Origin of the sequence: Streptomyces sp. CB01635 (assembly GCF_002803065.1) — a bacterium.
Classification (GTDB): domain Bacteria; phylum Actinomycetota; class Actinomycetes; order Streptomycetales; family Streptomycetaceae; genus Streptomyces.
The window spans coordinates 22,893-38,998 of sequence record NZ_NNBL01000013.1 but is presented as its reverse complement, the minus strand read 5'-3'; the positions used below and the strand labels follow the sequence as shown (position 1 = coordinate 38,998).

The window sequence follows — 16,106 nt, the reverse complement described above, 5'->3', positions numbered from 1 at the left end:
TCGCCTGTGTCGATGTCGGCGCGGACGGCGGCACCGTCGGTGCCGAGCGCGCGGCCGAGCGGATCGTGGCCGAGCCGGGCACCGAACCGCTGGTGCTGCTGCGCGGCGAGGAGCGGCTGGAGCGCGTCTTCGAGCCGCTGCGCCCCGCCGCGCCCCGGGGCACGGAGCCCTTCCGCGAGGGCGGCGTGTATGTGATCGTCGGCGGCGCCGGCGGCATCGGCTTCGCGCTCAGCCGGCTGCTCGCCCGGATCGCCCGGGCCCGCCTCGTGTGGATCGGCCGCAGCCCCGAGGGCCCGCAACACCGGGCCAAGGCCGAGGAGATCGCCGCGCTGGGCGGCCAGGTCCTCTACGTGCAGGCGGACGTCGCCGACGAGGCGGCGCTGCGCCGGGGGCTCGACTCCGTACACGCCCGGTTCGGGCAGGTCGACGGCGCCGTGCACGCGGCGCTCGACCTGCGGGACCGCACCATCGCCCTCATGGACGAGGAGGACTTCCTCGCCGGGCTCGCGCCCAAGGTCGCCGGAGTCACCGCCTTCGCCCGCGTCTTCGGGGCCGAGCCGCTGGACTTCATGCTGGTCTTCTCCTCCGCGGTGTCCTTCGTGGAGGCGGGCGGTCAGGCCAACTACGCGGCCGCGAGCACCTTCGAGGACGCCTACGTCCAGTGGCTCGACCGGCGGCACGACTACCCGGTGTCCGTCGTCAACTGGGGCTTCTGGGGCAGCGTCGGCGCGGTCGCCGACGACCGGATGCGGGCGGCCTTCGCCCGTCTCGGCGTCGGCTCCGTCGAACCTGCCGAGGGCATGGCGGTACTGCGCCGGATCATCGCAGGGCGGCTGCCGCAGACCCTCGCGATGAAGGCGGACCGCGCGGCGCTGCCCGCCATGGGCATCCGGGTCGCGGGTACGCCCGAGGGCGAGGGGCCGGCCCGTACGTCGCCGCTCGCGCCGAGTGCCGCGACCGGCCCGGCCACGCGGACCCCGGCCCCGGCCCAGGTCGCGGTCCCGGACCCGGTGGCTGCCGGTGCGGACGGACTGTCGGCCGAGGCCGTGCGGTCCTACGTCGCCGGGGTGTTCGCGGAGGTCCTCAAGTACGAGAGCGCGGCGCTCGACCCGGAGGCCACCTTCGAGACGTTCGGCGTGGACTCCCTGGTGAGCCTCAACATCGTCGACCGCTTCGAGCAGGACCTGGGTGACCTGCCGCAGACCCTGCTCTTCGAGTACATGACGATCGACCAGGTCGCCGGGTACTTCCGCCAGGAACACGGCGAGCAGCTCACCCGGGTCATCGCCCCGGCCCCTGCCCCCACGCAGGACCAGGTCCGGGGCGCCGTGGCCGCGTCCCCCGCGGCCGAGGTGGTGTCCGGCGCCGCCGTCCAGGGCGGTGACGAGGAAGTGTTCGCCCGGGCGCAGGAGGCGTTCGCCGCGGTCGAGGCGTTCAGCCGCGATCTGCTGCGCCGCACCTTCCCGCGCTTGGACGGCGTGCCCCGGCCCGGCGAGAGGATCACGGCCGACGAACTCGCCTCCCGGCTCGGCGTGGTCCGCCGGCACCGCCGCCTCTTCGACGCCGCCCTGAGCATCCTGCGGTCCAGCGGAGCGGTGACGGGCGACGCGGACACCCTCACGTTCGCCGAGCCGTCGGCGGCGCCGGGGGCCCGCGTGGAGGGCGCCGAAGTCGCCGCGCTCTACCCGGAGATGAGCGGTCACGTCACTCTTCTGGAACGCACCCTCGGCGCCCTGGGAGAGGTCCTCGCGGGCCGCAGGAACCCGATGGACGTGCTGTTCCCGAAGGGCTCCGTGGCCCTGGTCGAGCCCATCTACAAGGGCCAGCCCATCGCCGACCACTACAACCGGCTGCTCGCCGACGAGGTGGCCGACGCCGCCCGCCGCGTGCGCGCCCAGGAAGGCCGCCCGGTCCGGGTCCTGGAGATCGGGGCGGGTACGGGAGCCAGCTCCCGTACCGTGCTGGCCGCCCTGGCCGCCGCGGACGCCGGGGCCCACTACTGCTACACCGACATCTCCCCGGCCTTCCTGCGCCACGGCGAGCGGGAGTTCGGCCCCACCTATCCGCAACTGGCCTTCCACACCCTCGACATCTCCCGCGACCCGGTGGAGCAGGGCATCGAGGCCGCCTCGTACGACGTGGTGCTCGGCACCCATGTGCTGCACGCCACGCCGGACATGGAGCGCACCCTGCGCAACATCCGCACCCTGCTGCGGCCGGGCGGACTGGTCCTCGTCAACGAGATCACCCGCTTCTCCGAGTTCCTCACGCTCACGTTCGGTCTGACGACCGGCTGGTGGATGTACGAGGACGCACAGTGCAGGCTGCCGCACTCACCGCTGCTCGCCCCGGTCCAGTGGCGGCAGAGCGCGGCGGCGGCCGGGCTGCGCACCGTGCGCACCGGCGGTCTGCCGGGCGTACCCGCCGACGAGCTGGAGCAGTCCCTGGTCGTGGCGGAGCGGCCCGTCGAGGACTCCGGCGACGCGTCGCCGGACGGTGCGGCGGACGAGCAGTCGCCCGAGTCCGTGCGGTCCTATGTGACCGGCGTGTTCGCCGAGGTGCTCAAGTACCGTGCCGAGGACCTGGATCCGGCGGTGACCCTCGAGAACTTCGGGGTCGACTCGCTGGTGAGCCTCAACATCGTCGACCGCCTCGAGCAGGACCTGGGCGATCTGCCGCAGACCCTGCTCTTCGAGTACACGAGCATCGACAGCATCGCGGAGTACCTGAGCGCCGAGCACGGGGAGCGGCTCGCCCGGGTCGTGGGCGGGGCTCCGCCGGCGGCGGCCCAGGCCCAGCCCTCGGCTCCCGTCCCCGCCCCCGTTTCCGTCGATGTCCCCGCCTCCGTCCCCGTCCCCGTTTCCGTCCCCGTCGACGTCCGGGAACCCGAGTCCGAGCCCGAGCCCGAGCCAGCAGCAGCAGTGCGGACCCCGGCCGGCGACGACCCCGCGGATCCTCTCGACATCGCCGTCATCGGTGTCGTGGGCCGCTACCCCCAGTCCCCCGACCTGGAGGCGTTCTGGCGCAATCTCTCCGAGGGCCGCAGCTGCATCACCGAGATCCCGTCCGAACGCTGGGACTGGCGCCGCAACTTCGACCCGGACAAGAGCCGCAAGCACCGCAGCTACAGCCGCTGGGGCGGCTTCCTCGAGGACATCGAGATGTTCGACGCCCCGCTCTTCGGCATCCTGCCGCGCGACGCGGCCGACATCGACCCGCAGGAACGGCTGTTCCTGGAGAGCTGCTGGGAGCTCCTGGAGACGGCCGGATACCTCGGCACGTACACGCACGAACCGCAGACCGGTGTCTTCGCCGGGCTGATGTACGGCGAGTACGGCCTCCTCGCGGCGGCCACCGACTGGCCCGAGGGCCGCTACGCCACCGGCCACTCCGCGTACTGGTCGATGGCCAACCGTGTCTCCTACACGTTCGACCTGCAGGGCCCGAGCCTCGCCGTCGACTCCGCCTGCTCGTCCGCGCTCAGCGCCATCCAACTGGCCTGCGAGAGCCTGCGCCGCGGTGAGAGCCGGATGGCGATCGCGGGCGGTACGAACCTGATCCTGCACCCGGCCCACTTCGCGGCCCTGTGCGCCCGCAACATGCTCTCCGCCGCCGACGCCTGCCGGGTCTTCGACGACGGCGCCGACGGATTCGTCCCCGGCGAGGGCGCGGGCGCGGTGCTCCTCAAGCCGCTCGCGCAGGCCGAGGCCGACGGCGACACCATCTGGGGGGTCGTCAAGGGCGCGTTCAGCAACGCGGGCGGCAAGGTCAGCGGTTACACCGTGCCCAACCCCAACGCCCAGGCCCGGCTCGTGGAGCGGACACTGCGCCGGTCCGGCGTACACCCCCGGACCGTGTCGTACGTGGAGGCCCACGGCACCGGCACGGCGCTCGGCGACCCCATCGAACTGGGCGGTCTGACCAAGGCGTTCCGCGCCGCGGGCGCCACCGACGACGGCTACTGCGCCGTCGGATCGGTGAAGTCCAACATCGGCCACCTGGAGGGCGCGGCCGGTATCGCCGCCGTGACGAAGGTGCTGCTCCAGCTCAAGCACCGCGCTCTGGCGCCCACCATCCATCTGGACCGTCTCAACCCGAAGATCGATTTCGCGGGTTCGCCGTTCGGGCCGCAGCGCACCGCCGAGCCCTGGGACCGCCCGGTCGCCGGTGTGGACGGCGCGGAGCGCAGCTGGCCGAGGCGGGCCGGCATCAGCTCGTTCGGAGCGGGAGGAGCGAACGTACACATGATCCTGGAGGAGTACAGCGGCCAGGACCCGCGGGACGCCGAGGACACCATGGGCGCCGCGGGTGCCGAGGAGCCGGAGCTGTTCGTGCTCTCGGCGCTCGACCGCGAAACCCTCGCCCGGCACGCGGGGCGTGTCGCCGACTTCGTGGCCGGTCCCGAAGGCGCGCGTGTCCGGCTCGCCGACCTGGCGCACACGAGCAGGGTGGGGCGGCGCGAGCTGCCCGAGCGCCTCGCGGTGACGGCCGCATCGCACGTACAACTCGCCACCCGGCTGCGGGAGTTCGCCGCGACCGGGGTGGCGGGCGAGGGCGTGACCACCGGCACGGCCCGCAAGGGTGGGGCCGGCAGCGGGCTCGGTGCCCAGGAACTCGCCGCCGCCCTGGCCGGGCGCCACTGGGCGGACGCCGTGGAGCACTGGACGCTCGGAGGCCGGGTCGACTGGCGTACGGCGGACGCGGGACGCCTGGTCCGCAAGGTCGCGTTCCCGACGTATCCCTTCAACCGCAGCCGCCACTGGATCACCTCCGACCCGCACCGTCTGGCGCCGGAACTTGCGAGCGGCGGCCGTCCGGCCGAGGAGCCGCTGTCCGGTTCGGAGCCGGCCGCCCCCGAACCGGCCGCGACCCGTCTCCCCTCCCCGGAGCCGGCCGGCCCCGAACCCGTAGCCGCAGAACGCCCCGTCCCGGTGCCCGACCTCGTGCAGCCGGTCGAGGACAACGATCGCGACGAAGGCGGGCCCGCGGCCGACGTCACGGCCGAGCGCGGGGCCACCCACCCGGCGCTCGCCCTCGCGGCGCATCACCGGATCTCCGGTGCCCGCTGGGTGCCCGGGGTGTCGCTGCTGGAAGTGGCCCGCGAGGCCTGTCCGGGCGCGGACGGCTCCGCGGGGGCCGAATTCCCCTTCCGGCTCGGCTCCGTGCGCTGGCTGACGCCCGTCGACCTGGACGCCGGGACCGACCGGGTGACGGTCGGCTTCACCGACGACGGCACCGGGACCGCGTTCCGGATCACCGCGGGCGGCCCGTCCGGCACCACCGTCGCCCGGGGAACCCTCACCGAGGGCCCCTGCGCCGACGACGCCGGCATCGACCTGGCCGCCGTGCGGGACCGCAGCACCGGGCGCCCCGACCCCTGCGAGTTCTACGACGCGTTCGCCCGCGCGGGCCTGGAGTACGGCCGCCCCCTGCGCACCGTCGCGGACCTGTGGACGGGCACCGGTGAGTGTCTGGCCCGCCTGAGCCTGAGCCGCCTGATGCGCCGCGTCGGCCCCGCCCACGCCCTGCACCCCGCGCTCCTCGACGGCGCGCTGCAAGCGGTGTCGAGCCTGTGCGCGGCTGACGAGTCGTATCTGCCCGTCGGCATGGGGGAGATACGGGCCCATGGCGCGCTGCCCGCGGACAGCTGGGCCTACGTCAGGGAGGTCACGGCCGAGGGCGGGACGGGCGGCCGGCGCCGGTTCGACATCCGGCTCACCGACGGCACCGGGCGGGTCCTGCAGGCCGTGGACGGCCTGGAGATCGCCCCGCGCGCAGCAGGCGGCGCGCCCGAGACCCGTACCCGCTACCTGGCACCGGTATGGACGCCCGCGCCTCTGCCCGCCGGCCGGCAGGCGCCGGGCACCGTGCTCCTGTGCGGCGCCGAGACGCCCCAACGCCAGGAACTCGCCGGGCAGTTGACGGCCGCGGGCAGCACCGTGGTGTGCGCGTCCGACGGCCCGGCCTTCGCCCGCAGCGACGCCGGCCCCCACGCCGCGTACACCCTGCGCGGCACCGACCCGGCCGAGCACACCCGGCTGATCGAAGACCTCGCGGGGCGCGGGCTGCTGCCGGATGCCGTCGTACACCTGGCCGACGAAGCGGAGACCGACATCCACCACCAGGGTGTCGACAACGGCGAGTCGGTCCTGCCGTTCGTCCTGTGGTCCGCGGTGGCCGTGCTGGGCAGGCCCGAACGCCCCGGCCTGCGCGTCGTGTTCGCCCACCGCGCGGGTGCACAGGGCGCCGAGCCCCTGCACATCGCGGTCGGCGCCACGCTGCGCACCCTCGGCCTCGAGCACAGCAGGTTCAGCGGCGTACGCGTGGAGCTGCCCGCGGGCGGCGTAGGCACGGACGCGGTCGTCGCCGAACTGCGCGCCGCGCGGCCGGGCGCCGTCGAGGTCTCCTACGCCGCCGACGGTGGCCGCAGCGAGAAGAACCTGGAACCGTTCGAGCCGCCGGCCGCCGGCCTGTGCGACTTCGCGCCGCGGGCGGGCGGCACCTATCTGATCACCGGCGGCGCGGGCGCGCTCGGCCTGCACTTCGCGGCCTACCTGGCCGGGCGGGCCCCGGACGACGCCACGATCGTGCTGGCCGGCCGCTCGCAGCCGGGCGACGATGCCGCCCGCCGCATCGCCGAGCTGAACGGCGACGGGGCGCGGGTGCTGCACCGGCCCGCCGACCTGCGGGACGCGGCGTCCGTGGAACGCCTGGTGGCGTCCGTCAGCGCCGAGTTCGGGCCGCTGCGCGGTGTGCTGCACTCCGCGGGCGTGACCCGGGACGCCCGGGCGGTGAAGAAGACGGCGCGGGAGCTCGACGAGGTCCTCGCGCCGAAGGTGTCCGGGACCGTGCACCTGGACGCGGCGACCGCGGACCAGCCGCTGGACTTCTTCGTCCTGTTCTCCTCGATGTCCGGCGAGTCGGGCAACCTGGGGCAGGCCGACTACGCGTACGCGAACGCGTTTCTCAACGCCTTCGCCGCCCGCCGCGACGGCATGCGCGCGGCCGGGCTGCGGTCCGGGCGCAGCCTGTCGATCGGCTGGCCGCTGTGGGCCGACGGCGGGATGACGGTGGACGACGCCACCCGCGAGATGTTCGCCCGCACCTGGGACATGGTGCCGCTGAGCACCCACGCGGGTCTTGAGGCCTTCGTCCGGGGACTCGCCTGCGAACTGCCCGCCCTGTGCGTGGTGGAGTCGCTGGTACGGCGCGAGGCGGCGGCCCCGGCCACAGCGCCGCGGCCCGCTGCCTCGCGGCAGGAGTCGCCCGCCATGGACGTGGCGGCACTGCGGGAGCTCGTGGAGCACGAGGCGCGGGTGCTGGCCTCCGGGTTCCTGCTCGTGGACCCCTCGGAGGTCGACGTGGCGGCCGAACTGCTGGAGCTGGGATTCGACTCGATCACGCTCACCGAGCTGGTCAACAAGGTCAACGAACGCTTCGGCCTCGACCTGCTGCCCACGGTCCTGTTCGAGTGCCCCGACCTGGTCTCGTTCGCGGAGTACCTGACGCAGCACCACGCCGCGGAACTGGCCCTGCACTACGCGCCGGACAGCCCGGCCGAGCGCACGGAAGTACGCGACGAGCCGGCCCTGTCCGACGGCACACCCGCACCGGCACCCGCGTCACCGGTCGTCCCCGCGTCTCCTGCGCCATCGGTCCCGACCGTGACCGCAGTGACCACCTCACCAGCACCCGCACCGGCACCCGCACCCGCACCCGCACCGGCCGGCCGCGCCGAGATCGCCGTCATCGGGATCGCCGGGGTGTTCCCCGGCTCGGCGGACGCCGACGAGTTCTGGGAGCACCTCGCGGGCGGCGTCGACCTGGTGCGGCCGGTGCCGCAGGACCGCACCGCGATCCGCGCCAACCCGGCCACCCGCGAGCTGCGCGGCGGCTTCCTCGACTCCGTCGACACCTTCGATGCCCGCCTCTTCGGCATCTCGCCCAACGAGGCCGCCCTGATGGACCCGCAGCAGCGGCTCTTCCTGCAGACCGCGTGGCGGGTGTTCGAGGACGCGGGCTACCGTCCGGCCGACCTCGCGGGCGCCCCGTGCGGCCTCTTCGTCGGGGTCGCCACCCATGACTACGACGACCTGCTCAAGGAGAACGGCGTCGCGGTACAGGCGCACACCGCCACCGGGATCGCCCACTCCGTCCTCGCCAACCGGGTCTCGTACCTGTTCGACCTCAACGGTCCCAGCGAGGCCGTCGACACCGCCTGTTCCAGCTCCCTGGTCGCGATCCACCGCGCCCTGCGCGCCATCCAGGACGGCGAGTGCGAGCTGGCCGTCGCGGGCGGCGTCAACGTCATCCTGACCCCGGGTCTGCTGGAGTCCTTCACCCAGTCGGGCATGCTCAGCCCGGACGGCCGCTGCAAGACCTTCGACGCCGACGCCGACGGCTATGTCCGCGGTGAGGGCGTCGGCGCGGTCCTCCTGAAGCCGCTGGCCCGGGCCGAGGCCGACGGGGACCACATCTACGCGGTGGTCAAGGGCACCGCCGTCAACCACGGCGGCCGCAGCAACTCCCTGACCGCGCCCAACCCCGAGTCCCAGGCCAGGGTCGTGGCCGCCGCCGTGCGCGAGGCGGGGGTGGAACCGGACACCATCACGTACATCGAGGCACACGGCACCGGTACCCGGCTCGGCGACCCGATCGAGATCGAGGGCCTGAAGAAGGCGTTCACGACACTGCACGAGGAGCGCGGCGAGGCCGTGCCGGACACCGGGCGGATCGCCATCGGCGCGGTGAAGACCAACATCGGTCACCTGGAGACGGCCTCCGGGATCGCGGGCGTCCTCAAGGTGGTGCAGAGCATGCGCCACCGCGCGCTGCCCGCGAGCCTGCATCTGCGCCGGCTCAGCCCGTATCTGCGGCTCGACGGCACGCCGTTCACGGTCAACGACCGCCACCGCCCGTGGGAGCCCGCCCTCACGCCGGACGGCAGGCAGGTGCTGCGGGCCGGGGTCAGCTCGTTCGGCTTCGGCGGCTCCAACGCCCATGTGGTGCTGGAGGCGTACCCGGCGCGGACCGCGCCCGCCGTACAGGACTTCGCCCCCCACACCGTGCCGCTGTCCGCCGGCGACCCGGACGATCTGCGGGGTTACGCGGCGCGGCTCGCCCGGCACCTGGCCCGCACGCCGGAGGCCGATCTGGCGCGGGTCGCCTACACGCTGCAGACGGGCCGGACCGGGCACCGGCACCGCTTCGCCGTCCGGGTGCGGGACCGTGACGAGCTGATCGGCGCCCTGGAGGCATTCGCCGCCGGGGAGCTGCCGGACCACGCGGCGACCGGAACGGCCCGCCGTGACGCTCCCTCCGTGCGGAGCGACGAGGACCCCGCGCTGCTGCGGAAGTCGTGGTGCGAGGGCGCCGACGTGCCGTGGCACACCTGGTGGCCGAAGGCCCCGGGACGTGTCCCGCTGCCCACGGCGCCGTTCGCCCGCACACGCCACTGGTTCCCCACCCCGGATGCCGGACCGACGGCGCCCGCCGTACCCGCACGCAAGGAGGCCACCATGACAGCCCGCAGCGAGGCGCAACCGACGCGCCGCGGTCCCAAGATCCGCCTCGCGGCGCCGAGGAGTGCGGGGGGTGCCACGGCGTCTGCGCCGACTCGGGAACCCGTTCCCGCGCCGCCGGCTCCGGCTCCGGCTCCCGCCACGACGGCACCGCAGCCGGTCCGGGCCGACGTACCGCCCCCGGCACTCCCCGAGGCGGCCGCCGCCTCCACCGTCGTCGGCCTGCTGCGCGGTGAACTGTCCAAGATCCTGGGCATGCCGTCCGAGGAGATCGAGAACGACGCCCCCTTCGGCGAGCTGGGCCTCGACTCCATCTACCGCATGGACCTCGTCCGCACGCTCAACGAGGCCTTCGGCCTGGACCTGAAGGCCACCGAGCTCTACAACTACGACACCATCGGCAAGCTCACCGAGTTCGTCGCGCCACTGGTCGGCCCCGCCGGGGCCGCTCCCGCCGCCGAGCCGGTCATAGCCGAGGCACCGCAGCAGTCCTCCGCGTCACTGGAGGACCTGGTACAGGACGTCATCGAGCGTGAGCTCGGCCGCACCGCCGACCCCGCCAAGTCCTTCGTCGACAACGGCTTCGGCTCCTTCGACATGCTGCGGGTCGTCGCCTCCCTGGAGCGGGTCTTCGGCGCCCTGCGCAAGACGCTGCTCTTCGACCACCCCACGATCGGCGCGCTGGCCGCGCATCTCGCCGAGACCCACGGCCCGGAGGCCGCCAGTCGTCTGACGTCCCCGCCGCAGGACCGGCCCCGGCCCGGGCCCGCCGCGTCCCAGGAGCCGTACACCGGCGGGGCACTGGTGGTCGAGAAGAAGGCCCTCGCGGGGCAGCCGGAGCTCGCCTCGGCGGTGGCCGGTCTGGAGAGCGCGTACGGCCGGGAGGGCGGACTGCCGGGCCGCGACATCGCCCCGCTGATCTTCCTGGGCGCGGGCCGCACGGCGTACTTCAACTTCTCGGTCCGCGACGACGCCATGCTCACCTGGAGCTACGTCGGCCCGACCGAGGAGATGCCCGCCCTGGCCACGGAGTTCGTGCGCTACGGGCAGGCGCACGGCCTGGCCGCGAACATCGTCTCGCTGATCCGCCTGGAGGAGGTGGACGGCGTCCGGTTCACCGCCACCCCCTTCGGGGCGCTCCAACGGCTCGAGGGGATCAAGGACTTCAGCCTCGAGGGCGGCCGGATGCAGCGGCTTCGCTACGCGGTCCGCAAGTTCGAGAAGGCCGGCACGTGCCGGACCGAGGAGTACACCGTCGGCTCCGACCCGCGTACCGACCAGGAGATCACCACGCTGATCGACCGGTGGTCGGCGGCCAAGGAGATGGTGAACCCGTACGTCTCGACTGTCCGGGACGAGATCGGCCGCGGCATTCTCGCCGCACGGCACCGGATGTTCCTCACCTATCTGGACGACCGGATGGTCAGCGCCGTCATCGTCACCAAGATTCCCTCCGAGGACGGCTATCTGCTCGACCTCGAGTTCTATCCCGAGGACGCGCCGCTCGGCAGCCTCGACCACACCGTCGTGCAGATCATCGAGCGGACGGCGGCGGAGGGCTGCACCGTCTTCAGCTTCGGCGGCAGCTTCGGCGCCAAGGTCTGCGAGTCGCCCAACGCCGCGCCGGAGGCCGAGGCCGCCCTCACCGAGCTGCGCTCGCGCGGCATCTTCACCGGTGACGGCAACCTGCGTTTCAAGAACAAGTTCCGTACGGAGAATCTGCCGCTGTATCTGTGCCAGCCCGCGGACGCGGAGCGCACCGATGTCTCCCGGCTGATCCTGATGATCGCCAACCCGGAGGTGGGCGGCGACCGCGCCACCACGGCCCCGACCGCGCCGGCGGCGCCGACTCCGCGGCAGGCCCCTGCAGCACCGGCTCCGCGGCAGGTGACCGCAGCCCCGGCTCTGCGGCAGGCCCTCGCTCCCGGGCAGGCCCCGGCCGCCCGGCCGAAGCCCGCCACCGCTCCGCCGGCGGCCGTCGCGGTCCAGGCGACCGAGGTGCCCGCCGACGCCCGTCGCCGTGAGCGGCAGCTGGCGGACCACGGCTGGAACGCGCTCCATCTGGCCTCCGGCGACGTCGAGTTCGACCTGATCACCGACTCCTGGGCCGAACTCGACCGCCCCTTCGTGCACTCCCGGACGGCGCGGCTGCACGCCAGGGCCGCCGGGCGTCCCGTGGGCCAGACGCTCGAAGGGCTCGATCTGCTGCCGTTCTCGTGTGTCGTGGCCACCACGTCCGGGCGGGCCGCGGAAGCGGCGCTGTGCCGGGCCTGGCCGCAGCAGGGCGTCGTGGTGCACAACTCGCTGTTCCCGACCTGGTACTTCAGCCACCTCGACCACGGGTTCACGCCCGTCGCGGCCCGTCGCGCGGCCAGCGCGGACGACGGTGTCTTCCGCGGCGACCTCGACCTCGGCCACCTGAACGGGCTGCTCACCGAACACGCGGGCCGGATCGCCTTCCTGTGCGTGGAGGTCAGCAACAACGCGCAGGGCGGGGCCGCGCTCAGCCTGCACAACCTCACCGGCATCCGGGAGACCGCCGACCGGCACGGCCTGCAGCTCGTCCTGGACGCCACCCGTGTCCTGGACAACGCCGCGCTGATCGCCGCGCACGAGCCGGGGCAGACGGGCCGCGATCCGCTCGACGTGGCGCGCGAGCTGCTCTCCCTCGCCGACAGCGTCACCATCAGCCTCTCCAAGGACTTCGGCGTGGACACCGGCGGGATCGTCGCCACCGACGACCCGACCGTCGCCCACCACCTGAGGGAGCGGATCGCGCTGCGCGGCCCGGAGGCGGGCCGTGCCACCCGCGCGCTCGCGACCGCCGCGCTCGACGACCTCGACTGGGCCGCGACGGCGACCGGCGAACGGGTACGGCGCGTGGCGGACCTGCGGCAGGCCCTCGCCGCGGCCGGCGCCCCGGTCGCCCCGGGCACCGGCACGCACTGCGTGCTCCTCGACACGGCGCGCCTGCCCGCGCTGCGCGGCCATGAGCACCCGGTGCCCGCCTTCCTCGCCTGGCTGTATCTGCACACCGGCATCCGTGCCGCCGCCCACCTGGACGACGGTCCCGGCACCTCGTCCCTGGTGCGCCTCGCGCTGCCGGTCGGGCTCGGGCAGCGGGAGACCGACGAACTCACCACCCGGCTCACGGCGCTGTTCGGCGCCCCGCAGCAGATCCCGGAGCTGCTGCTCGCCGCCTCCGACGGGCCCGCCGCCCTCGCGTCGTACCACCCGGTGGAGCAGGTGCCCGACGACATCCGGGAGGCGATGGCCGAGGGCCACACCGCCGAGAACGACAACTGGGCGGTGCTGCGCGAGCACCACCCGGGTGTCGAGCGGGTGCTGCTGCGGCTGCCCGCAGGCGACGGCGGCGGCGACGTCGAGGTGTTCACGGCGGGCGCGGGCCCGGCGCTGCTCATGATGCTTCCCTTCAACATCGGCGCCGGGCTGTTCGGCCCCCAGTTCGCGGCGCTCAGCGAGCGCTACCGGGTGATCGTGGTGCACCACCCGGGGGTGGGTGACACCACCGCGTGCGAGGAGCTCGGCTACGAGGGCATCGCGGATCTGTGCCTGCGGGCACTGCGCAGGCTCGGCGTCCAGGGTCCCGTGCACGTGGCGGGCGCCTCCTTCGGCGGGATCACCGCCCAGACGTTCGCCCTGCGCCACCCGGAGTCCACCGCGTCACTGACCCTGATCGGCAGCTCGTACAAGCTCGGCAACCGGGCCGGAGAGGTCAACCGGCTCGCCCTGGTGGCCAAGGAGGACTTCGACCAGGTCCAGTCACTCAGCGGTTCGTCGCGGCTGGACCGTGAACGCGCCCGCTTCGAGCGGCTTCTGCTGCGCTGCGAAAGCATGGACCCGCAGACCGGCCTGCGCTACCTCGACGTGTTCGCCGCCGCGCCCGACCTGCTCGGCCGGCTCGGCGACATCGCCGTGCCCACGCTGATCGTGCAGGGCCGGCACGACACGGTCATTCCGCAGAAGACGGCGCACCTGCTGCACGGTGCCATTCCCGACGCCCGCTACCACGAGGTGCCCGACGCCGGGCACTTCCCGAGCCTGTCGAGCTCGGAGGAGTTCAACGCCGTCCTGTCCGCCTTCCTCGAGGAGCACCCGGCATGACCATCACCTCGTCGCTCGACGTCAGGCCCGAGATCAAACAGGCCGTCACGGTGCGGCCCGGCATGTGCGGCCCCGGCTCGCTGTTCGTCGGCCAGCTCGGCGACTGGACCTGGGAGACCGTCAGCGCACAGTGCGACACCGATGTGTTCGCGGCCCGCGACGCCTCGGGCAACCCCACCTATCTGGCGTTCTACTACTTCCGGGTGCGCGGCGGACGGGAGTTGCACCCCGGCTCCCTCACCTTCGGTGACCGCCTCACCGTGACCTCGGGCTGCTACGACCAGGGCACCGAGTCGGTGCTCACGCTGCACCGCATCGACCGGGCGGCCGACGAGGACGCCCAACGCCCTCTGGATCTGCATGAGTTCTACGAGCGGCCGCGGGACGGGTCCCTGTACGTGGAGAACTTCAACCGCTGGGTGACCCGCTCCGCGCCGGGCAGCAACGAGGACCTGGTGAAGTCCTCGCCGCCCGGGTTCCGCAATGACGGGCTGCCGCAGCTGCCGGCCGCGTACTCGCCGCGCGCCGTGTACCGCGAGGCACGCACCGCGCACACCTTCCGCGCCCTGGACGAGCCCGGTTTCCGTCTGCTGCCCGACACCGTCGAGGTCGAGCACCCGGTGGACATCGTCCGTGACGTCAATGGCGTCGGACTCCTCTACTTCGCCTCGTACTTCTCCATGGTCGACAAGGCCGCGCTCGCCCTGTGGCGCCGGCTCGGCCGCTCCGACCGGGCGTTCCTGCGCCGGGTCGTGGTCGACCAGCAGATGTGCTACCTCGGCAACGCCGACCTGGACTCGGTCCTGACCCTCGGCGCCCGCGTCCGGGTCAGCACCGAGACGCCCGGCGAGGAACTCGTCGACGTCGTCATCAGCGACCGCGACAGCGGCCGCGTCATCGCCGTCAGCACGCTGCACACCCAGCACGACGCTCACGACCCGAAGGGGGAAGCATGACCCAGGCACCACTGGATGTGCGGGCACGGACGGCCCGGCTCGTCGTCGAGGTCGTCACCGAGATCCTGCCCGGTGTCGACCCTCAACTCATCGGCGGAAAGCGGCACTTGAAGGACCTGGGGGCCGACTCCGTGGACCGGGTCGAGATCATCGCGGCCCTCCTCGACCGCACCCGGGTGGACGCCCCGATGTCCGACTTCAGCGACCTGCCCGACATCGACAGCCTCATCGACTTTCTGAGCGGAGCCCCGCGATGACCGCGACCGGTGCCGGACAGGCCTATGGCATCGAGGCCTTGAACGTGTGGTGCGGTCTGGCCCGCCTCACCGCCGCGGACCTCTTCGCGGGCCGCGGCCTCGACCCCGAGCGCCTCGACAACCTCATGATGTCCGAGCGCTCCATCGGCCTGCCCATCGAGGACCCCGTCACCAACGCCGTGAACGCCGCCCGCCCCCTCATCGAGGCCCTGCCGCCCGAGGAGCGCGCCCGGATCGAGCTGGTGGTGACGTCCACCGAGTCGGGGGTCGACTACAGCAAGTCCCTCACGTCGTACGTCCACAAGTACCTGGGCCTGAACCGGCACTGCCGCCTCATCGAGGTCAAGCAGGCCTGTTTCGGCGCGACCGCGGCCGTGCAGACCGCGGTCGGCTATCTGGCCTCCGGGATCTCGCCCGGGGCGAAGGCCCTGGTCATCGCCACGGATGTGGCGGTGGTGGACGAGAAGGCCGAGTACTCCGAGCCCGCGGCAGGGCACGGCGCCGCGGCCATGCTCCTGAGCGACCGGCCCCGCGTCCTCGCCATGGACCTCGGCGCGTTCGGCAACTACAGCTACGAGACCCTCGACTCGGCCCGGCCGTCGCCGCGCTTCGACATCGCCGATGTCGACCGCTCGCTCTTCGCGTATCTCGACTGCCTGAAGAACGCGTACGCGGACTACGCCGCACGCGTGACCGATGTGGACTTCACCCGCGACTTCGACCATCTCGTCATGCACACCCCGTTCGCCGGCCTGGTCAAGGCCGGGCACCGCAAGATGATGCGCGAGCAGGGCGTCACCGGGCCGCGGATCGACGAGGACTTCGCCCGCCGCGTCGCCCCGTCCCTGATCTACCCGGGCGCGGTCGGCAACCTGTGCTCCGGGTCGGTGTATCTGGCCCTGGCCAGCCTGCTCGACTCCGGTGTGGTGACCGCGCCGAGCCGGGTGGGCCTGTTCTCGTACGGCTCCGGCTGCTCGTCGGAGTTCTTCAGCGGAATCGTCGACGAGCAGTCCGCCGCGACCGTCGCCGAACAGGGCATCGGCAAGCGTCTCGAAGCCCGGGCCCGGATCACCTTCGACGAGTACCTGGCGGTCCTCGAGCACAACCTCGAGTGCCTGGTGCCGGTCGAGAACCGCACCGTGGACCCGGCCGAATGGGAGCCGCTGCTCGACCGGGTCGGCGACCGCCCGGAGATCCTCACCTTCACCGGCGTCAAGGACTACCACCGCCAGTACGCGTGGCGCTGA

General features: G+C 73.3%; 4 protein-coding genes (1 of these 4 only partly in view). All 4 read left to right on the top strand.

Annotation, left to right across the window (positions count from 1 at the left end; all coding sequences use genetic code 11):
- Tightly spaced (each overlapping or abutting the next), the 4 genes in view from CG723_RS48710 to CG723_RS27555 form a layout consistent with a single transcriptional unit that may run on beyond the window.
- Positions 1–13,646 carry the 3' portion of an SDR family NAD(P)-dependent oxidoreductase gene (locus CG723_RS48710; protein WP_159032556.1) on the top strand. It extends 8,407 nt beyond the left edge of the window, so the window shows 13,646 of its 22,053 coding nt (coding positions 8,408–22,053); its start codon lies beyond the left edge, outside the window; the stop codon is at positions 13,644–13,646.
- Entirely contained in the window at positions 13,643–14,602 is a 960-nt protein-coding gene (locus CG723_RS27565) for an LnmK family bifunctional acyltransferase/decarboxylase (RefSeq protein WP_100596210.1), read from the top strand. Before CG723_RS48710 ends, CG723_RS27565 begins: the two co-directional genes overlap by 4 nt.
- Entirely contained in the window at positions 14,599–14,859 is a 261-nt protein-coding gene (locus CG723_RS27560; RefSeq protein WP_100596209.1) for an acyl carrier protein, read from the top strand. The genes CG723_RS27565 and CG723_RS27560 overlap by 4 nt, the downstream gene beginning before the upstream one ends.
- Positions 14,856–16,106, top strand: coding sequence for a hydroxymethylglutaryl-CoA synthase family protein (locus tag CG723_RS27555; protein ID WP_100596208.1), 1,251 nt, complete (start codon positions 14,856–14,858; stop codon positions 16,104–16,106). Before CG723_RS27560 ends, CG723_RS27555 begins: the two co-directional genes overlap by 4 nt.

Coding starts and splice junctions, on each gene's coding strand:
- CG723_RS27555 (WP_100596208.1), top strand. CDS start 14,856: ATGACCGCGACCGGTGCCGGACAGGCCTATGGCATCGAGGCCTTGAAC.
- CG723_RS27560 (WP_100596209.1), top strand. CDS start 14,599: ATGACCCAGGCACCACTGGATGTGCGGGCACGGACGGCCCGGCTCGTC.
- CG723_RS27565 (WP_100596210.1), top strand. CDS start 13,643: ATGACCATCACCTCGTCGCTCGACGTCAGGCCCGAGATCAAACAGGCC.